This window comes from Treponema phagedenis (genome assembly GCF_008153345.1).
Lineage (GTDB): Bacteria > Spirochaetota > Spirochaetia > Treponematales > Treponemataceae > Treponema > Treponema phagedenis.
This window is the reverse complement of the sequence record NZ_CP042818.1, coordinates 534,283-555,153: the sequence shown is the minus strand read 5'-3', so window position 1 is coordinate 555,153 and position 20,871 is coordinate 534,283. Positions and strand designations below refer to the sequence as shown.

The window sequence follows — 20,871 nt, the reverse complement described above, 5'->3', positions numbered from 1 at the left end:
GGGCACGGACGCCCGTGGTTCCACGCAGACGGTTTGGTTTTTGACATGGACGTCAAAAATCAGAACCGCCATGGACGGCAGTGGTTCCAAGCAGAAGCGACGTTTTAAAGCAAAAGTATTTGTAAAGCTTACCGGATTCAGCATCACTATGGTAAATTGCCCACCGTTGCGCCGTGTCGGGCTCTTTTTTATAAAATTTTTTCCCTTGTATTACATAAATTAAAATCTAATTGTCGATTACAATTCGTTTTCTTTTTGCCATCGATCATTTTTATACAATTCCCAGTTCTTGGCTTTTGCTTTGTCAAGGATTTCTTTAACATCCGGCTGTGTGAAATCTTTATAATTTTTTTTCCTCGGCTATATCTATATATAATACCGCTACTCCAGCCTCACCCTTATCTGTTCGATCCGGAAGCGAACTAAAAAGATTTTTAAAATCTTCCGCTGTCAACCGATTAGCGGAGCAGTTCAACCAAGTTAGTCTGTTCAAACCGTTCAGATTTAAGGCGGTGAGCTTATTCTTATAACACCATAGCTTCTTCAGATTAGTTAAACTGCTAACATCCAAGGATTCAAGTTGGTTCCTTGGACAATTCACTTCGGTCAAATTAGTCAAACCGCTCAGATCTAAGAAGGCAAGTTGATTATCAGAACAGTTCAGCGTACTCAATGTACTCAGATTGCGCACATTCAAAGAGGTGAGTTTATTCTTATCGCACTTCAGTTCGGCAAGCTTACTCAAACCGCTTAAATCAAAAGAGGTGAGTTTATTCTCCGAACAGCCCAACAAAGTTAGAGCATTCTGATTGCTCACATTTAAAGAAGTGAGTTTATTTTTATTGCACTTCAGTTCGGCAAGCTTACTTAAACCGCTTAAATCCAAAGAGGTCAGTTGATTCTCCGAACAGTTCAACCGAGTTAAAGCATTCAAATGGCTTACATTCAAAGCGGCCAGTTGATTGCCGACGCACCACAGTTCTCGCAGTTGTGGTACGGCGCTCAGATTTAAAACGGCAAGGGGATTTCCGCTGCACGACAGTTCTTGCAATTTTGGTACTGCACTAAGGTCTAACGAGGTGAGTTGATTGCCACTGCACTCCAAACGGGTTAAATTATGCAAGCCATTTAGATTCAAAGATACCAACTGATTAGTATGACAAACCAACTCGCTTAAACTGCTTAACCCGCTTACATGTAAAGAAGTCAGCTCGTTCCAAGTGCAGCGCAGTTTTTTCAGCTTACGCAAACTGCTGACATCCAAGGATGAAAGCTTATTATTCCAACAATCAAGCTTTTCCAGATTGGTTAATCCGCTTAGATTTAAAGACGTCAGTCCATTCTCGGAACAGATCAGTTCAGTTAGATTGCTTAATCCGCTTACATTCAATGATGCAAGTCCTTGCTTTTGGCACTTCAAGGAAATAAGCCCGCCGTTATTCGAACAGTCAAACTCTTGTATATTTGTTCCGTTAATAACGATTTCTTCTTTCGAGTTAATATGGCGTATTATTTGCTTTGAGCCATCTCCTTTTATCGTGCCAAGCCGTCTTAATCCGTTTAGAACTTTACAAGGACTGCCATCCATTGTTTTTACTCGAAGGGTAATACTTCTGTCGGTAGTCCGTATTGTTATATTGGTACCAATCAATTCTAAAGCCACAAGTAAGAAACAACCGGTACACATCGCAAGCGGCAAAAGCGCAATTAAAAGGAAAGAAAGCTTTCTCCAATTCAATGTCTTTTTCATCAAAACACCTCCTTGCAACACCATAATTATAGCACTGTTTTATCAATTAGAAAACCATTTATACGGCATTTGAAGCGCCGGACTCCAGCAGCATTTAAAAGCATCATCGAAAAATTATAAAATTAAAACTTTTAAACTTACAAAGCGCTTGTACTATTTTTTATAAAAAGAGTCCGACACAACGGTTTGGTTTTGCCGTCCGTGGCAAAACCAAACCTGCGAGTTTTAAAGCTTTGCAAACTGCTTTGCTTTAAAACGTCGCTTCTGTTTGGAACCACCGCCATCCGTGGCGGTTCTGAGTTTTGCCGTCCGTGGCAAAATGAAACCTTGCGAGTTTTAAAGCTTTGCAAATAGTTTTGCTTTAAAACATCGTTGCTGTTTGGAACCACGGGCGTCCGTGGCGGTTCTGAGCTTGACAACGGTGGGCAAACTTACCATAGGGCGAAGTTTTGCCTGTTTACGCTGGAGTGTCAGGCGAAGCAAAAGGAAATTACTGAGGCTTCGCCCCTGCTTAATTCAAAACGATGTTTAAAAACTACCACACCATTATACATAGAAGTTTTTAAACTCGCAGGCGAAGCAAAAGGAAATTACTGAGGCTTCGCCCATGGTTCCACCGCAGTGATAATTCCGCCTGCGAAGACTGCACCGTCTTTGTAGCAAACCAGTGCTTGTCCCGCGGCAACCGCCCGCTCCGGTTGAAGGAATTCAACACGCAGAGAATCCTCTGTAATCGGTATAAGGCGAGCGGGAATTTCGTTTTGTCGATACCGGGTTTTTACCGTGCAGACAATCGGCTCGGTAAGCTTTTCAACCGCAATAAAATTTACGTTTTCCGCAACAAGAGCGGAAGCAAAAAGGTTTTCCGAACTTCCCACACAAACCGTGTTTGTTTTTGCATCTTTGGAAACAACATATACCGGCTCGCCGAATGCAAGTGCAAGCCCGCGCCGCTGTCCTATTGTATAATGATGGAGCCCCCGATGCTTGCCGATAATCTTTCCCTTTGTATCAAGAAAGTTTCCCTCGGTAAAAGTTTCCGGCAAAAGTGCTTCCACTATTTTTGCATAGTCTCCGTTCGGTACAAAACAAATATCCTGACTGTCCGGTCGATGTGCGGAAATCAGTCCCGCCTTTTCCGCAATTTTCCGCACCTCCGGCTTTGTATAGTTTCCGAGTGGGAACATAATATGCGCTAACTGGAACTGATTTAAAAGTGCTAAAAAATAGCTTTGGTCTTTTTTTGAATCGCTTCCTTGCAACAATAAATATCTTCCGGTTTTCAGATCCCGCATTATTTGTGCGTAATGACCGGTTGCGATTGCATCAAAGCCCCGTTCCAATGCCACATCAAGGAGTCTTCCGAACTTCATTTTTTTATTGCAAATAAAACAAGGGTTCGGTGTTAAACCCTGCTTATAGGTTTCCGCAAAATAATTCATAATTTCCTCGCGGAACGCAGAGCGCAAGTCAAGCGTAAAAAAATCTATTCCTAAGGTATTTGCAATCGCACGGGCGTCCGCAATATCCTGTTCCTGACTTTTGATGATTTCTCCCACCGGAGAAATCATTTGCATTGTAACGCTGCTTACCTCATGTCCCTGTTCCAATAATAACTTTGCCGCAACAGCGGAATCAACACCGCCGCTTAATCCTACCAGTATTTTCATAGTAATTGCTCATCCCGTAAAAGCGTTTCTAACAAGGGCTCAACGCCGAAAAATTTTTTTAATGCGGAATAGGATTCCCGCACGGTTTTTTCATATTCCGCATTCCGAGAATCTTTTTTTATTGCACGAATTAAAATATTTTTCGGTGTATGCTCCGTATCGATAAATTCCATAACCTGTACCTTATAACCTGCGACTTTCAAAAGTGTTGCCCGCATCGTATCCGTTAAAAGAGCGGCGCTACGTTCCGCAATAATGCCGTGTTCAAAAAGAGGTGCCGCCGGATTTTCTTTTGGTAACGGGGTTTGCTTTATTTGCGCAAAAAGTTCATGCTGGCAGCAAGGTACCGCCATGATAACTTTCGCCCCGTACTGAACCGCCTTTGCAAGTGCATAATCGGTTGCGGTATTACAGGCATGTAAGCAAATTACCATATCGGGAGCAGACTCGGTTTTATAATTTGCAATGTCTCCGCAAAAAAATTCCAGTCCCGCGAAGTCAAGTCGTTTTGCAAGTGCGTTTGCGTTCTTGATTACCGGCTCTTTTAAATCCAAACCGACAAGTTGCACCGCTCGCCGTAACTCAACATGCAGATAATGATACAGGGCAAAACTTAAATATGCTTTTCCGCAACCGAAATCAAGAATCGAAATTTTTTGATTTTCATCAAATGCCGGCAGCACATTATGTATAAACTCTAAAAATTTATTTATCTGCCGAAACTTTGGGTACATTTTTTTTACGACTTTCCCGTCAGTACTCATTATTCCCTGCGCAATAAGAAAAGCAATAGGCTCGGAATCGGGCAGCAAATAATTTGGCTTTTTGTCATGCGTAAGCGGAAGCGCATCCGATTCCTTCCGTGCTTTTTTTGTATACCGGATCGCACCGCGCTTATTTGAAAAAAAGAAAAACCGAAACTCGTTTGCCTCCACGGTTGCCGCTCCGAAAAGTGTAAACGCATTGGCAAGCTCTGCAAGTAAACTTTCTTGCGTAAGCGTTTTATGAAACACCTGTGTTTTTGTATACGACTCAAGCTGAAAAACTTTTTCGTTTTTCACAAAGACTCTCCGAATGCGCATTTTAATTACGTCGGTATTTTTTTTAGACTTTGAAAACCCGATAAGATAAAAATCCTGCGCAAAGCAAAAATCCGCAGCTTCCTGTGCCGATAAAGTTTCTTTCATTTAAAAAATAATTCCCGTCATCTAAACTTCCCGCAGATGGTACAAAATACGAAAAAAAAAGGCAAGCAGATTTTAGAAATAAATTTATGATGGATGTTTTTGTTCGGAAACAAAACACAATCTATAATTTTAGCAGGGAACACCCGAATGTGAGAAAAAGTCAAACCGCAGCGTTTATGAATGTATTATTTTTCTTGCGCAAAAGTTGTCCTTACCCTGTCTATCATTGCATTTAAAAGAATGCGTTCACTTTTTTCCATTGATTTCAGCTGCGGTTACGGGTGGTATAAGACGTCACGAGGTTTTGAGCCGTTTGCGGGACCGACGATACCGCGGTGTTCCATTTCTTCGACAAGACGGGCGGCACGATTATAGCCTATTTTCAGTTTACGCTGAATATAGGAGGCTGAGGCTTTTCCTGCAAGGAGGACAATTTCCAAAGCTTGGTCGTAAAGCGGATCCTCATCATCAGGGAAAAGTGTTTCGGTAAAATCATCATCGTCATCGTCAACAAAGATTTCATCATCAATGTACTCGGGTTCGCCGAATTGTTTTACGCAGGAAACAACCCGCTCAACCTCTTCTTCGGAGACAAAGGTTCCCTGTATTCGCATCGGGAAAGGTTTCACTGGACTTACATAGAGCATGTCGCCTTTTCCTAAAAGTTTATCGGCACCCATTTCATCAAGAATAATACGGCTGTCGGTTTTAGATGCTACCATGAAAGCAATTCGTGTCGGAATATTTGCTTTGATTAAGCCGGTAATAACATCAATAGACGGCCGTTGTGTTGCAAGTACTACGTGAATACCGACTGCACGACTCATCGCGCAAAGCCGGGCAACAGTTGCTTCAAGTTCTTTTCCGGAAGTTGCCATAAGATCCGCAAATTCATCGATAATAATCACAACATAGGGTAACCGCTCCGTTGCAATATGTTCTTCTTTTATTTTTGCGTTATAGCTGCGTATATCCCGGCATCCCATATTGTCAAGTAAAGCATAACGGCGCTCCATTTCACAAAGACAGTATTGAAGAGCTTGGAAAGCGCGTTTAGGTTCGGTAATAACCGGCGTGAGTAAATGCCCGATGTCATTGTATAGTTTTAATTCAACAATTTTTGGATCAACTAAAATGAGTTTTACCTCGTCCGGTCTTCTGTTATACAAAATCGAAAGAATAATGGAATTAACACAAACCGATTTGCCCGAACCTGTTGCGCCTGCAATAAGAAGATGTGGTGTTTGCGCTAAGTCAAGAAGCTGAGGGTCGCCGGTAACGTCTTTACCGAGTACCACCGGAATTGCCATTTTTTGTGCTTCAGGAAGATCAGATTCAATAAGTTCTCTGAAGCTTACGATTGAGCGCTTTTTGTTCGGCACCTCGATGCCAACCGCATGTTTCCCCGGAATGGGCGCAACAATACGCACACTTGATGCGGCAAGACGCAACGCAATGTTATCCTGTAAATTGGTTATTTTCGAAAGCTTAATACCGGGAGGAGGCAGCAGTTCAAACATAGTAACAACCGGACCCTTTTTAATGCCGGTAATTTTTACCTGTATTTTAAATTCGTTAAAAGTTTCTTTCAGGATAATGGCGGAACGCTTTGTTCCCTCATCGACAACCCAGTATTCTCCGTCAGGGTAATTATTTAGTAAATCAAAAGGGATCGCATATTTCTTTTTCGGCAGCAGTTTTTGTTTTTCTTCTTCAAGCGCTTTTCCTCTATCTTGAGAAGATTCGTTTTTTGCAAGCGCTTCTTCAATTTCAGAGGCGGTTTCCATATCCGTATGAAGGAGCGCAACATCCTGCGCTGCAAGTTTTTTTTCTTCAGCACTGCGCTTTTCTTTTTCTATAAGCTTTTGGTACAAGCCTTTTTTTTGCGGTTCTCCTGAGGAGGTTTTTTCTTCTTCTGCCGCTTCTTCTTCTTCTTCTTCTTCTTCTTCTTCTGCTGCTGCTGCCTCCTCCCTTACTGCTTGCTCGGAATTTTCCGGCGCGCTTGTACCGGTATCTTCAAAATCGGTAAGAGGTTCCGTGCCGCTTTCCGACTCATCTGAATCAGCTGCAATATCTGTTTCGATGTATTTGCTTTCGGTAACTTCCGCCTTCCGGTCGGACATTGCGGGATTTTCAAAAGCTGCTGCAGAGTGCGCTTCTGCAGATTCAAGCGCTGTTCTTTCCTCTGTCGATCGGACATTGTTTTCTTCATCAATTTTTTCTTCAGTGTTTTGCCGTGCGGGTTCGGGCAACGGTGTATAATCAAAATCAGCCTCATCTTTTTGAAGCATTCCTTTTTCGGAAGATTCAAGCTTTTGCGCACTTTGTTTTTCCACTACGATTTTATCAAGCTCCGCATTCAATTCATGTAAATCAGAGAAAAGATTGTTTTCATCGGAAGGGTCAAAACTTGGTACAGCGGCAGGTTTAGCGCTTTCTTTAGTTTGAACATCTTCGGTAAATCCTTTTAAGGTTTTTTCCGTAATCGGGTTTTCCTGCATTGCCGCCTCTTCGGCAACAGTGATGCGCTGCGCATTTTCAATTGCATTTTCTTTTATAAGGCTGATGACAATCGGCGCATCTTCAGAAGATTCTTCACGCTCATTTATTTCGACATTTTCTGATATGGAAAAATCCGTATCGGAATGCTCTTCGTCAATGCTATCGGAGCTGCCAAAGTCTTCGGCAGAATCGGTTATGTCGGCAATGTCAACGGTTTCAAATTCACCGATTACATTACCTGCCGCTGTCCCAGTCGTATCAATTACCGCACTTCGATCGGACGAATCAAATCTTTGTAGCTCAAAACTGTCGATTGCTTTTTCAAACGTATTTAAAATATTTTCTTGTGTTTCTTCCTGCGTAGTATTTATGCTCACCGTATTCCGCAGTTCGCTTTTATCCGCAGTGGTGTCAGCATCTATCGGTGAATCAAGAATTACAGTATCCGTATTTTCTTTTGTTGCGCTTTGGTCGCTCTCTTCCAAAAAAGAAGCTCGAGACTTTTTCTCTTCATGAGAAATTTCATTATCGAGATTTTTTTTAGATTCTACAAAATCGGTGTCGGGAATCGGAGCTTCAAAAGTCTCGGCAACAATATCGTGCTCAGCAGCCTTTTTTATCCGACGCGCAATTTTTTCGGCAAAAAAGATGGCTAAAAGCATTTCAACACAAATAAAAAGAATAATACAAATAATAATTGAGGCGGTTACCAGGTCTTTTACCACCGTTATCGTAACAAGCGGGCGAACAAAATAGAGCAGTCGCTCTCCGCTTGCAGCGGTTAAAAAAAAGACAGGACTTCCCAAAAGAATCCCCGCAGTTTGCGTATTCCAGCCCGGTATGAGCAAAATAATTGATGCGTATAAAAGGAGCACCGGCATCAAAAAAGTAGAGACATGATAAGATGAAAATAAAAAAGTACCGATGCGAAAAAAGTTGTGGGTTGCACCTGCGGTTAAAAGAGGTGTAAAAATAGAGAGTGAAAGAGCTATCGCCGCTACAAATAATAGTACACCGATAACAATGGACAGAATTCTCATCTTTGATTCAAATTGCATTAGTAAGCTTAATCTCCTGTTAAAATATTCGCCGTTTGATTTTCGCCATCTTTTGAGCTTCATAAAACAAAAAATAGCGAAAAGGTTTCACCTCTTTGTTTTATAAAAATATTAGAAGTAAAATCCCTGCAGGAATCAGATAATACGCAAAAAACCCGAGTTTTCCGCCGTTAATCAGTTTTAATAAAAACTTGAGGGAGAAAAATCCGACAACAAAGGCGGTCAGCATACCTCCGATAAGAGAAACAGGCGGTACGGCAACAGATAAAGTATCGGCAGATTTCAGCTCGAGGATAAATGCCGCAAGGATTGCGGGGATAGAAAGTAAAAAAGAAAATTCTCCTGCGCGTTCCCGTGAAAGCCCGGTAAAAAGCGCTGCGGAAATTGTACTTCCCGAGCGGGAAATACCGGGTGTTACGCCAATTCCTTGTGCTAATCCGATAATAAAGGCGCCAAACAATGACGGTACCGCTAAGTTTTTCTTAATCTGTATTTTTTCAGATAAAAAAAGCACTGCTCCTGTGATAATAAAGCAAACGGGAATAACTTTAATATTGAGTGTTTTCACCCAATCTTTTAATAAAAGCCCGAAAACACCGGTTACCACCGTTGCAATAAGCAAGGCGGCAATCATTTGTAAATCTTCTTTATCTTCCAGCTTTGATTTTCGGATAATAAACCTGCCTAAAACGGCGAAAAGTCTTGCGATTGTTTTATAAAATACTAGGCAAACTGCCGCAAGAGTTGCCAAATGTAGCAGAATATCAAACAAAAGCGGAACTTCCTTTAAATGAAGCAGATGCTCCGCAATTTGCAAATGCCCCGAACTCGAAATCGGTAAAAATTCAGCTAAACCCTGTAATGCGCCCAAAAGTATTGCTTCAAAAAAACTCATCAATATACCCACCCAAATACTATTTATTTTCCATACAAAAAGTATCCCGCTAAGCCATATACCACACAAAACCTCAGCCAAAAACTTTGAGCCCCAGTGTATCTGATTTTTATGATAATTAAAAGGCTTTAAACTAAATTTCAGAGGGCGTACATCATTGTTTTGCATACCTTTGTCAAACAAAAACTTGCCGGAAACGCTTCCAGTGTAGCGTTTTTTTGGTAGCTCTATCCATGTTTGATATATTTTATACAAACCGTAAAAAATTTTATGAAAAAGAGCCCTGGTTTAGTTTTTGACGTCCATGTCAAAAGCTAAACCACGAGTTTTAAAGCTTTGCAAATAGTCTTGCTTTAAAACTTCGTTTGGAATTTAGCAACGATGAGTAATTTGCCATAGTGATGCTTAAATCCGGTTTTGCCATCCGTGCCCGTTCTGAGTTTGAGATTCAGATCATAAAATTTTATAAAAAAGAGTCCGACACGGCGCAACGGTGGGTAGTTTACCATAGGAATGCTTAAATCCGCAGCCCCTTATTGTTGATATCCCGATTTTTATAACAGGAAGTTAATTACAAAACGTTATACTAGTGCTTTAAGCCGGTAATATCGATCACAGAGGTTTTGCACGAGCTGCTTTAAACCACTTTATGCAATAACCGGACTCAATGGTTTGAGTCCGGTTATAAGAATAAGGTTTCTTTAATTTTGAAGTTTTTCAGAAATCAAACGTTTGGATTAGTACCAACCTCTGACTTTCATGGCTTCGGCGATTCTTTTGATTGATTTCATGTAAGTGGCTTGCCTGAAAGAAACATTCTTTTCCTTTTTTAATTCCCAAATCGGTTTGAAAGCATCAACCATGGCGCGCTCTTCTTTTTCTTCCACTTCTTTTTCTGTCCAGTAATAACCGTAGAGGTTCTGAACCCATTCAAAGTAAGAAACGGTAACGCCGCCCGCATTGGTTAAAATATCAGGAGTAACAACGATGCCTTTTTTGTAGAGAATGTCATCCGCTTCCAAAGTAATGGGGCCATTCGCACCTTCACAGATGAGTTTTGCTTTAATCAGGTTTGCTTCATGCTCTTTAATTGCATTTTCAAGTGCACAGGGAGCAATGATATCTACATCCAAAGCCCAGAATTCATCCAGTGATAATCGTTTTGCGCCGGGTACATTGAGTAAGCCGCCGTGTTTTGTTTTTGACTCTTCCAATTCTTCAAATGTAAAGCCGCCTTCCTTATATATTGCATAGGTGCCTTCTTTTTTGTCGAATTCGGCAACGGACACAACTTTTCCGCCCAATTTCATGATGTTTTTTACGGTAAATTTACCGACGTTTCCAAAGCCCTGTACGGCCACGGTGGATTTCTTCAAATCCATACCTAAAACCTTGCATGCTTCGCGCATGGTTACCGCAACTCCAAAACCGGTTGCTTCGGTGCGTCCCTGTGAACCGCCGTAAGTTACCGGCTTTCCGGTAAATACGCCGATGGTTTGCTCGCCGGTTAGTTTATTGTATTCATCCTGCATCCATGCCATTATTTGCCCGTTTGTGTTGACATCGGGAGCCGGAACATCAACTTTTTCGCCTAAGTACTTGTACATTCCGCGTACCCAGCCTCGTGAAAGCTGCTCTAATTCTCTTTGAGATAATTCCGAAGGATCAACGGTGATTCCGCCTTTTCCTCCGCCGTAGGGAATGCCGGTTACCTGGCATTTGATGCTCATCCAAATAGAAAGGGCTTTTACTTCATCGGAATTTACATTCGGATGGAACCGAATACCACCCTTATAAGGCCCGACCGCATCGTTATGGGCAGAGCGATAGCCCTTAAATGTTTTAACGGAACCGTCATCCATTTTTACCGGAATAGAGATTTCAATCATTCTCTGCGGTTCTTTTAGTAATTCATACACTGCAGGGTCTGCGCCTAAGGCATCACAGGCCTTTTTTACTTGCGCCTGAGCGTTTGCTAATGGGTTAAGTGTTTCTTTGGACATAAAAGTTCTCCTTATAACATGATGGTTAATAATTAAGGTAAAAATTCTGGTAAAGGTTACCGAAAATAAAATATTACCTTACTTATCTAATTGTAAAACCGAAAATTGGAACCGTCAAGTATAAAATCGCGTTTTATGTATTTTTTTGATAATTTTATATTGTAAAAATACTATGCAATCCGTATTTGAATGGTTTTCAAACCGTTATACTATTTGACTATCAATAAAGCGCATAAGCAGCATTGCGGTTAGTTTTTTATTTACATTATTCGCCGTAAAAACGACCAATAATGTAAAATCCATGAGACAAGCAAAGAGCATAAAGAAAAATAAATTTTTATTTATACTTTAAATTTATCAACTTCTGCGGAAAGACTCTCAATACTCTCTTTGTTTTTTTGTGTTATCTCATTCACTGTCTGTACCGCCGTATTTATTTGCATTGCACCGGAAGCCATCTCATTCATGCTGTCGGTGATAATTCGCGTGAGGTTATCCAGTTTTTGCATTTCCTTTGCAACCGCTTCGCTCCCGATAAGCATTTCCGTAGAGCCGGCTTTAACTTGAGAAGTGATTTCATTAATATCTTTAATTGCGGTCAGAACTTCCGAACTTCCATGCGCCTGTTCCTGCATTGCCTCCATGAGACGGTTACTCATACTTTTTACTTGCCCTGACAAATCAAAGATGATATTGAAATTTTCCGCCACTGCTTGCGCAGACGTTGAAAGGGTACTTATCTCGCCTCCTAATGTTTTCAGTGTCGTTGTTATACTTTTTCCCTGTACACTTGATTCCTCAGCCAGCTTTCTGATTTCATCGGCGACAACGGCAAATCCTTTGCCCGTATCGCCTGCGTGCGCCGCTTCAATTGCCGCATTCATTGCAAGCAGGTTTGTTTGACTCGCGATATGCTGAATAACATTTGACGCTTCTAAAAGAATTCCGGATTCTTGTTCTATTCACAACAAACGCACTGGAATATTTACAAGATAAAAGTCTTGGCATGACACGCACGGAAGTTCTTAGCAAAACAGGTAATTCACACCTTGGCCATGTATTTGATGATGGGCCGATAGATAAAGGCGGACTCAGATATTGCATCAACGGCGCTTCTCTGCTTTTTATTCCTTATGAGGAAATGGCAGAGAAAGGCTACAATGATTATCTGCCGTATGTAAAATAAGCTTACTATTACAATACCCAAACGATCTTACAGCGTCTTTGATACCTCAATCCGTTTTTTAAATACATTTTATTTAAATTGTAAAAAATTTTATACAAAAGAGCTCGACACAACGGTTTCATTTTGCCATCCGTGGCAAAATGAAACCTACGAGTTTTAAAGCTTTATAAACTGCCTTGCTTTAAAACATCGTTTCTGTTTGGAACCACCGCCGTCCGTGGCGGTTCTAAGTTTTGCCATCCGTGGCAAAATGAAACCTATGAGTTTGAAAACTCCTGTTTATATAGCTGTGGTAGTTTTCAAACTCAATTCTGTTTAGAGCCACCGCCATCCGTGGCGGTTCTGATTTTGCCGTCCGTGGCAAAAACTAAACCTGCGAGTTTTAAAAGCTTTGTAAATAGTCTTGCTTTAAAACATCGTTTGAATTTGTTCTGAGTTTGACAACGGTGAGTAATTTACCATAGGGCGAAGTTAAAGTAAATTTTCAAAACTTCGCCCTTGCGCTGTGTTGGACTCTTTTTTAAGTAAAAACAGGTAAAATTCTGTTTCGGACGGAGAAAAGGGGAAATGCTGCCTGCTTCCTTTCTACTTGAAAAGAAGCAAGGAATAGTTTACACTTTTTTTATGAAATACATTGATTTACGTAGTGACACTGTTACTCAGCCAACGCAGGAAATGCGAACGGCAATGGCGGAGGCGGAAGTGGGGGATGATGTCTACGGAGACGACCCTACCGTTATTAAGCTTGAAACCTTTGCTGCGGATCTTGTAGGAAAAGAGGCAGCGCTCTTTGTACCTTCGGGAACATTCGGAAATCAGCTTGCATTATTTACTCATTGTCCGCGCGGCAGTGAGGTAATACTTGATGAGGAATGTCATATTGTTCAAAATGAAGTAGGGGCACCGGCCATTATTGCCGGGGTACAACTGCGAACTATTGATATGCAGGGGAAAATGCTGAGCGGAAAAGAAATAGAAAAAAGAATCCGCGTGCGTGATAATATCTTGCATCCTAAAACAAGTTTAATTTGTGTTGAAACCGCACATTCAAACGGAAATGTTTTTTCTATTGAAGAGTTGCAGGATATTCGGCGTTGTGCAGATCGATATAAGCTTCCGATTCACTTGGACGGTGCGCGGCTTTTTAATGCAGCGGTAAGTCTTGGTGTTGAGGCAAATGAAATTACCCGCTATGCGGATTCGGTAATGCTTTGTCTTTCAAAAGGGCTTTGCGCTCCGGTAGGTGCTATGCTTGCAGGCTCAAAAGAATTTATTGCAGAGGCTCGAAAAAAGCGAAAAATCATGGGAGGAGGGCTGCGACAGGCAGGCATTCTTGCTGCCGCAGGGTTAATCGCTTTACGTGATATGAGGGGCAGACTTTCAGAAGATCATAAACATGCGACTGCCCTTGCTCAAGCGTTAAAAGAAATTCCTCAATTAGAAATTGCTGTGGATAGGTTGGATATAAATTTTGTTTTTTTCAAGCATAAAGAAGATTGTACCTTAAACCCCGATGCATTGGTTGATTTTATGGAAACAAAAGGAATTTTAATCAATTCCTGTAGTCCTCAGGGCTGGTTCAGATTTGCAACGCATTATCATATCGGAATGGAAGAGGTGGAAAAAATCGTAAACGCGATGAGAGAATTTTATGCCTGATAAAGCAGATAAAATAAATACCGCCGAGCAGCGAACAAAAATAGTCCGTCTTGCTTCATATATTGCGCTTTGCGGTAATTTATTTTTATGTGTGATAAAAATAACGGCAGGTATTCTTGTTTCAAGTTTAGGTCTTCTTGGGGATGGTTTAGATTCCGCAACCGATGTTATCGTTGCGGTTATGACCTTAATAATTAGTTTTATTATAACTCGTCCCTCTGATACGGAACATCCATGGGGACATCAGCGGGCTGAAACAATGGCATCTCTTGTGCTTACCTTTGTTATTTTTACAGCCGGTTTTCAGCTTTTTATTGAAGCCGGCAAAAAGCTTTTTGCCATATACGCCGGACAGACTATTACACTTCCAAACACATGGGCTCTTATTGTAACTATTATTTCCATAGTCGGTAAGCTTTTACTTGCACTCAATCAATATCTTTTAGGAAAAAAGGCTGACAGTACAATGATTTTGGCAAATGCAAAAAATATGGTGAGCGATGTTGTTATTTCGGTTTCCGTTTTACTCGGCTTCCTTTTATCTTTTATTTTTAAAGCTCCTTACATGGATCTTATTATCGCTTTGTTTGTTGCTTGCTGGATAATGAAAACAGCGATACAGCTTTTTTTTGAATTAAATGTTGAGCTGATGGACGGCAATACAAATAAGCAGTTATATAAAAAACTTTTTGAAGCAGTGCAAACGGTGCAAGGAGCAAAAAATCCTCATCGTGCGCGAATTAGAAAAATGGCAAATTTTTGGGACATTGATCTTGATATTGAGGTTGACGGCAATATGTCGGTTAATCAGGCACATAGTATTGCGGAAGAAATAACCTTGGCAATAAAAAAAAGAATCATAAATGTTTATGATATTATGGTGCATATAGAACCGCTCAATTCCGATAGAACGCAAGAATCCTATGGATTAACTATAAGCGATATTGAATAGTATACGGACGGAGTGATTATGGATTGGGCGTTAGTTTTATCCGGCGGCGGCGCAAGAGGCATTGCGCATATAGGACTGCTTACAGCTTTGGAAGAACTGAATTTTCCAAAGCCTTCTTGTATTGTCGGTTGCTCAATGGGTGCTATTATCGGAGGCTTGTATTCGTTAGGGGTTTCTCCGTCAGAGATGGAATATTTTTTTGTTTCAGATTTTAATGTTTCCGATTATGTGGGAGCAAAGCAATTTAATGCCCTTCCGAATATCAGCAAAATATTACAGCTCGGATCGGGCTTAACAAATTTAATTACAAAACTTGGAGCGGATACGGGTGAACGGATTTTTCGGCTTTTAAAAAAGCTTTCAAAAAACAAATCCTTCAGTGACTGCTATATTCCTTTTTATTGTAATGCGGTAGATATCTGTACCGGAAAAGAAAAGGTTTTTTCAGAAGGAAGCATTGCAGCCGCAATGAGAGCTTCTTCGGCATACCCCGGAGTATTTTCTCCGTTTAAGAGCGAAAATACGTATTTTGTTGATGGCTGCATTTTGAACAATACGCCTGTGTGGATTGCTCGGAAAGAAGGGTTTTCCAATATACTTGCAATAACGCTCGGAACTTTCCAGCATCAAGAGTTAAAAAGTTTTATGAACGGTTTTGATATAATAATGAGATGTCTTGATTGTGCGACTCATCATTATGAACTTCTTCCGGAAGATTATCCTACTGCGGTTCTTGATATTGATACAAAAACAAAATCAATTGACTTCTCAAATACACGTAATCTTGTTAACATAGGGTATTCTGCGGTTATGCAAAACGAAAAAATGCTTAACAATTTTTTTAATTCCGGTTTATTGGGTAACTTTTACAGAAGAAAATTAGAAAAAAAAACAAAGGAGAGGTTTTTACTATGAAAAAATTCTTTTCTTCTATAAAAATATTTGATGTTGTGTTACTTGCTCTTGTCCTTACTGTAGTATTTTGGGTAGGCTTTTTTATTTACGGGAATAAAGAAAAAGCCCCCGAGCTACTCATTGAATCTCCAAACGGGAAGTGGATATATTCGCTTGCAGAAAATCGAAAAATCGCTATTCCCGGAATTTTAGGAAATACCGAGATAGAAATAAAAAACGGTGCCGCATCTGTATTATCTTCACCCTGTACAAATAAAACATGTGTTGCGCGCCCCCCTCTACAAAAACACGGAGATTGGAATGCCTGTATGCCCAATCAAGTGTTTTTACGTATAGAAGGAACCTATTCCAAGGCAAATTAATAACAGCAATATAGAAAAAAACTCTTCACAAAAAATTTACATATCTTTTCTGCTAAATTCAAAAATGTTGAGCTATTGCCTTTTTTTTATGATTATGATAGAATAAGGCTATTGCAAAACTTATAGTTTTTGTGAGTATCTCAAATATTGTATATTGATTTTAGAGGTCGGCTTTGCCCATACGGCAATATTAGATATTGAGGCAAAACCGGCACTTTGTAAAATTTTGTATAATATCTTAATTATACAAATTACTTTATACAAATTACTTTACGTTTAAAACACAGAGGAAAAAATGAAAAAAAACTTGCAATTATTTTTTTTAGGGTATTTTGTTTTCCTTATTTTCAGCGCTTGCTCTCCTGTATTGGGAAGCTCATGGTATAAGCGTTCGGGAACAAATGAGGCGGCATCAATGTATGTTGTTGGAATCACTGTAGCAAAAAACTCTATTGAACCGGAAAAAAACAATGGAAATACCGGTATTCAACAATTAGAAAAGTTTGCTAAAATGGATGACTATTACGTTGAAGTTCCATATGGCTGCACTGAAATAGCGAATGAAAACATATCGGTTACCGTTGTTTCATCCCTCGAAAAAATGGAAAAGGTGGAATGTCGAATAAGTATAAAGGGAGACTTAGTGCCTTTAAAAGCCGATGAAGTAACGCCTGTTGTTATAGAAATTTATGATGCAAAACAAGAGTTTGGCGTGGTCTCTAAGACTATAAAAGTATTTCGCCATGGAAATGGCGGTTCAAACATAAATCCTTCAGACCCGGGCGCCCCTAACACTCCCGATGATCCAAACGACCCTGTTAATATTGATAATCCTGTCGATGAAAATGGAAATAAAAAATTTATTATATCAACAAAGGTTACTACCGAAAATATCAGCCCCTTTGATTATTATACAGAAAATTCCGGAGGGTTCTCTGCTTCCAAATTTGACAACTGGCTTTTAATAATAGACGACATGTCCGATAAGGTGCCGTCTTATAAGTTTATACCGAATACAGAAGGAAAAGATCCTAACCTGTATTCCGGTCCTGATGCGGGCAGCAGCTTTACTAAAATATCAAATCTTGAATATTTCCGTTACAAAACGCGCAAAGATCGTTGGGGGGGGAGCTTTGATCCTAATCTAAATACGGAAGAAGCAAAAAAAGAAGAGCGTTTTTATTTTTATCGCTTTACGGCTCATACTGCAGGCCCCCAGCTTGATAACTCTATGTTTTGTGTAGACACATACTCAAAATTTTTATTTGCGTACAGCGAGCCATCAAAATTTGATACTGTAGTAGGAAACAATGTTCCTCGTGAATGGACTGATTATGCGGCTCCGAGTAGCGGTATTCATAAGCAAGCGTCCAATCCTTTTTATCTGTCCGATCCGGTAGGATACGTAAAGGATGACGGTACAATCTCTATCTATAGATGGTATAGTACTGCAATTAAAAACGATTCATATGCGTTCCCGCAAGAGTCTAAATACAAGAAAAAGGCTGAATTTTCAACCTCTAAGCCCGGCTTTTCGCCATACAAAAATGAGATTACATATAAAAAATATGATACAAAAAAGGACGTTAACCCAGCATATACTGTTGCAAAACCGATAATCCTTAAACAACCGGAGCCTATTTTTGCAAAAACGGGATCGCCGAATGCATCCGCATTTAGCGTAACCCTGCAGCCTGCCCCGGAAGGTGAATCTTTTTCTTATCAGTGGTACAGAAGAACTGCTTCAGGGATTTCGGAAATTTCAGGAGCCGCTTCGGCGGAATACCGTCCGGATATATCTCAAGATGCGGATGAATGGATTTATTGTATTATTACGAATACAAACTCCGATAACGGAAAAACGGCAAATACAACTTCACATTCCGTAAGACTTTCCGTTACACCGACCGGAGAAGCTAATAAATCAGTAGAACCTCCGTATATTTCACAGCAGCCTAAGCGAACCCAAACAGTTGATTTTGTTTCTTCCGACCCCAACTCAGGAACCGTAACCTTGGAAATAAAAGTGGAGGTTTCCGACGGAGGAACTCTTTCGTATCAATGGTATGAAGCTATAGGAAATAAACCGATTGAGGGAGCAACCGAGTCAAGCTATAAAGTTCCTCCGAAAGAGGCGGGCGAAAAGTCTTTTTATTGTATTGTTACAAATACAAAAGATTCGAAAAGCTCCTCCGAAGTCAGTGAAACAGCAACAGTGAAATTTAAAGAAGCATTTGAACTTACATTCGCATGTAGCACAGGCGGAACGCTCAGTGCAACAAGAGGCTCCGAAGGACTTACTAGTCCGGCAAAAATCGGACTTGGAGATACAATTATCTTTTTTGCACGCCCCGAACGCGGATACAGAATAAAAGAATGGGAGGGAGTAGAGCCTTTTGGCGGACCTAAAAATAATACGGCGCAATTGGTTATTAACTCAAAAGAAGATATAAAAACGGTGAGTGTGGAATTTGAAAAAATTCCCGACAGCCGCAACCTTACAATAGACTCAAAGCATGTAAAAAATAATACTTTAGGAGGGCTCTACACCGTCTTTGGCTCTTCAGAGGTATCGTATGGTTTTTTCATCTATAATTTGAAAGGAAGAATTTTTGATACTGAAGAAAATAAAGGTGCATATACTTCTCTTTTTGCAATAAGAAACGGACAGCGACTTTCAGGCCTAGAACAAGCTACAAACGCTCTTCGCCTTTCTACAGGAGCTATTCAGGAAGGGAGCGTTAATACTGCAAAAAAAACATATGATTCAATGCCCAGCAGTACTTATTTTGAGCTTGACACTGAACTTGTAAAATATGATCAAGGGGCATTCGGAGCGTTTAAAAGAACACAAAATCTCTCCAATGCCGGAGAAAGCACTATTCGTTTTACCTACAACAAAGACAATGATGAATGGAAATGCGAAGATAAAACTTTCAACATTGATAAGGTTACAGTAGAGTACGATAAGGGGTTTACTCTTAAACGTGACGAAACAAAAGATTTTAGGATAACCTACACAGTAAATAATCCTGAAAATAAAGCTGTTGGGTCTGTTGAGGTAGCATATACGCTTAGTTTTGAATAAAACAAAAACGGTAAGTTTTTAGATTTTTGTTAACGGGCGGCGGGCGGTTTAAAAAACTGCCTGCCGTTTTTCTTTTTGCCGGTAATAAAAACTGCTAAGGTGCAAAAAAAGATATAAAACAGATATTGACAATCTTTCTTAAATAGTGTATAAGATAGCTCTATTGTTGCTCTCTTAACCAAAGGGCATCGAATGTTTGTCTCCTTCGTCTAGTGGTTAGGACATCGGGTTTTCATCCCGACAACAGGGGTTCAATTCCCCTAGGAGATGTAAAATAAAAGACAATCCCCTTTCATCAGTAACCCTGTAAAACTAATGCAGCGCTCTCTAACGTACGTTGATGTTAGAGAGTTTATCAATACTAATGGCTTATCGAATTCAACATTCCTATGGTAAGTTTACTCACCGTTGCTCAATTCCAAACGACGTTTTAAAGCAAGACTATTCGTAAAGCTTTAAAACTCGCAGGTTTAGTTTTTGACACAGACGGCAAAAACTAAACCGAGACTCTTTTTTTATAAAATTGTTTAGGATTTGTATGAGGTAAGTTAAAAATTTAATTGAAGTGCCAAAAGAATCTTACACTGGTTTTTATTTGCTTATATTTTGTTCTTCAAAAGCGGGAACGTAAGAAGCATCGCCGGTTTTTCCTTCAAGCAGGGGTTTTATTTCTTTGAATCCTTTGCCGAATTCCGTAAAATACATTCTGTTTTCTTCTTGCTGTTTTAAGAACAGCAATTCCCAGTAGCAAATGACGCGGCGGTACTGTTGATATTTTTCAGGTTCATACCTGCCGCTTAAATCCGCCGTAAAAACGTTCAATGATTTTTTTTCGATCGGATGGTTGTGTTTATAATCTTTGAAAGAAAGAAAGCATGCGGGAATATCTTTTGGTAAATTTTTGTAAAATAAATAAGTTTTTTCTGGATACGCAACCACATCTTTTGTTCCCGTTATTATTAAAACAGCCGATTGCATATTGGGAAGCGAATCGCCTAAGAATTTATTTCCTCCGCTTATAGTGTCTATTATTTTTGAAGCTCCGTTAAACGGATGCAAGGCTATCACTGTTTTTATGAATTCGGGATGCAAATTTCCGTAATGCAGTGCAGCGGTACCTCCCATTGAATGCCCGATAATCCCCATATTTGAAAAATTAATTTTTTTATAGAATTTTCTATCAGGATTTTCTGCTTCTTTATGAAGAATTTTTAAAACAGTATCAAAAGCGGCTATCCAGTTTTCAGGGTGTCTTTGATTTGCCGATGTGAACACCACAGTGACAAAACCATAGCTTGCCAAAAATCGGGCAAGGGCCTGATGTGTTTTTTGCGTGTCGTTCCAGCCGTGTGTAAGCAAAATGAGCGGATATTCACCTTGCTGCTGCGGACAATAAATTGCCATCGGATACCATAATAAATTATTGTCGGTTAAGGTTTTATCAACCGTATTATCTTTTACTAATTCTTTATATACCCGCTTTTTAGAAAACGGCAGATAGTCATTATACGATGATAAAGCATATTGTCCGTCGGCTACCAGAAAACTATTAAGAAAAAATATCAATACTACCATGTTTATGTAATAAATTACTTTGTATTTTCTCATATTTGCTCCGAAGTTACATATCTTACTATTATAAAT

12 protein-coding genes, 1 tRNA gene and 2 pseudogenes are annotated in these 20,871 nt (G+C 40.0%); 7 read left to right on the top strand and 8 right to left on the bottom strand.

Annotated elements, in window-relative coordinates; genetic code table 11:
• Positions 1-340: 340 nt before the first annotated feature.
• The 7 genes and pseudogenes from FUT79_RS02445 to FUT79_RS02410 all read right to left on the bottom strand — a co-directional run.
• A complete protein-coding gene (locus tag FUT79_RS02445; RefSeq protein ID WP_052335643.1) occupies positions 341-1,750 on the bottom strand; it encodes a leucine-rich repeat domain-containing protein in 1,410 nt (469 codons plus the stop codon).
• A 590-nt stretch (positions 1,751-2,340) separates the two neighbouring features.
• On the bottom strand, positions 2,341-3,420 hold the full coding sequence (gene mnmA / locus FUT79_RS02435) for a tRNA 2-thiouridine(34) synthase MnmA (RefSeq protein ID WP_024752063.1): 1,080 nt from the start codon (positions 3,418-3,420) through the stop codon (positions 2,341-2,343).
• Positions 3,417-4,607, bottom strand: a complete 1,191-nt coding sequence (locus tag FUT79_RS02430; protein ID WP_148889225.1) for a class I SAM-dependent methyltransferase — start codon at positions 4,605-4,607, stop codon at positions 3,417-3,419. The genes mnmA and FUT79_RS02430 overlap by 4 nt, the downstream gene beginning before the upstream one ends.
• A 275-nt stretch (positions 4,608-4,882) precedes the next feature.
• The gene (locus FUT79_RS02425) at positions 4,883-7,984 is read right to left on the bottom strand and encodes a DNA translocase FtsK (RefSeq protein WP_148879956.1); all 3,102 of its coding nucleotides are present in this window, start codon (positions 7,982-7,984) and stop codon (positions 4,883-4,885) included.
• A 283-nt stretch (positions 7,985-8,267) separates the two neighbouring features.
• Positions 8,268-9,062: an undecaprenyl-diphosphate phosphatase gene (locus tag FUT79_RS02420; protein WP_024752060.1), complete on the bottom strand. Its 795-nt coding sequence runs from the start codon at positions 9,060-9,062 to the stop codon at positions 8,268-8,270.
• 737 nt (positions 9,063-9,799) lie between these two features.
• A complete protein-coding gene (locus FUT79_RS02415; RefSeq protein ID WP_002697051.1) occupies positions 9,800-11,065 on the bottom strand; it encodes a Glu/Leu/Phe/Val family dehydrogenase in 1,266 nt (421 codons plus the stop codon).
• A gap of 341 nt (positions 11,066-11,406) precedes the next feature.
• A pseudogene (locus FUT79_RS02410) lies at positions 11,407-12,027 on the bottom strand (methyl-accepting chemotaxis protein); the annotation flags it as partial.
• A gap of 2 nt (positions 12,028-12,029) precedes the next feature.
• Here FUT79_RS02410 and FUT79_RS02405 point away from each other — a divergent pair.
• The 7 genes and pseudogenes from FUT79_RS02405 to FUT79_RS02375 form a co-directional block, all read left to right on the top strand.
• A pseudogene (locus FUT79_RS02405) lies at positions 12,030-12,251 on the top strand (peptide-methionine (R)-S-oxide reductase); the annotation flags it as partial.
• Between the two features lie 624 nt (positions 12,252-12,875).
• Positions 12,876-13,910: a low-specificity L-threonine aldolase gene (gene ltaE / locus FUT79_RS02400; protein WP_024752057.1), complete on the top strand. Its 1,035-nt coding sequence runs from the start codon at positions 12,876-12,878 to the stop codon at positions 13,908-13,910.
• Positions 13,903-14,862: a cation diffusion facilitator family transporter gene (locus FUT79_RS02395; protein ID WP_002697068.1), complete on the top strand. Its 960-nt coding sequence runs from the start codon at positions 13,903-13,905 to the stop codon at positions 14,860-14,862. The genes ltaE and FUT79_RS02395 overlap by 8 nt, the downstream gene beginning before the upstream one ends.
• 18 nt (positions 14,863-14,880) lie before the next feature.
• Positions 14,881-15,777, top strand: coding sequence for a patatin-like phospholipase family protein (locus FUT79_RS02390; RefSeq protein ID WP_044634750.1), 897 nt, complete (start codon positions 14,881-14,883; stop codon positions 15,775-15,777).
• Positions 15,774-16,139, top strand: a complete 366-nt coding sequence (locus FUT79_RS02385; RefSeq protein ID WP_024752054.1) for a NusG domain II-containing protein — start codon at positions 15,774-15,776, stop codon at positions 16,137-16,139. The genes FUT79_RS02390 and FUT79_RS02385 overlap by 4 nt, the downstream gene beginning before the upstream one ends.
• 295 nt (positions 16,140-16,434) lie before the next feature.
• Positions 16,435-19,227, top strand: coding sequence for a hypothetical protein (locus FUT79_RS02380; protein ID WP_148889224.1), 2,793 nt, complete (start codon positions 16,435-16,437; stop codon positions 19,225-19,227).
• Between the two features lie 198 nt (positions 19,228-19,425).
• Positions 19,426-19,497, top strand: a tRNA-Glu gene (locus FUT79_RS02375).
• Positions 19,498-19,818: 321 nt separating this feature from the next.
• Here the strand turns inward: FUT79_RS02375 and FUT79_RS02370 are convergent.
• Positions 19,819-20,835, bottom strand: coding sequence for a poly(ethylene terephthalate) hydrolase family protein (locus FUT79_RS02370; protein ID WP_039943387.1), 1,017 nt, complete (start codon positions 20,833-20,835; stop codon positions 19,819-19,821).
• Positions 20,836-20,871: the final 36 nt, after the last annotated feature.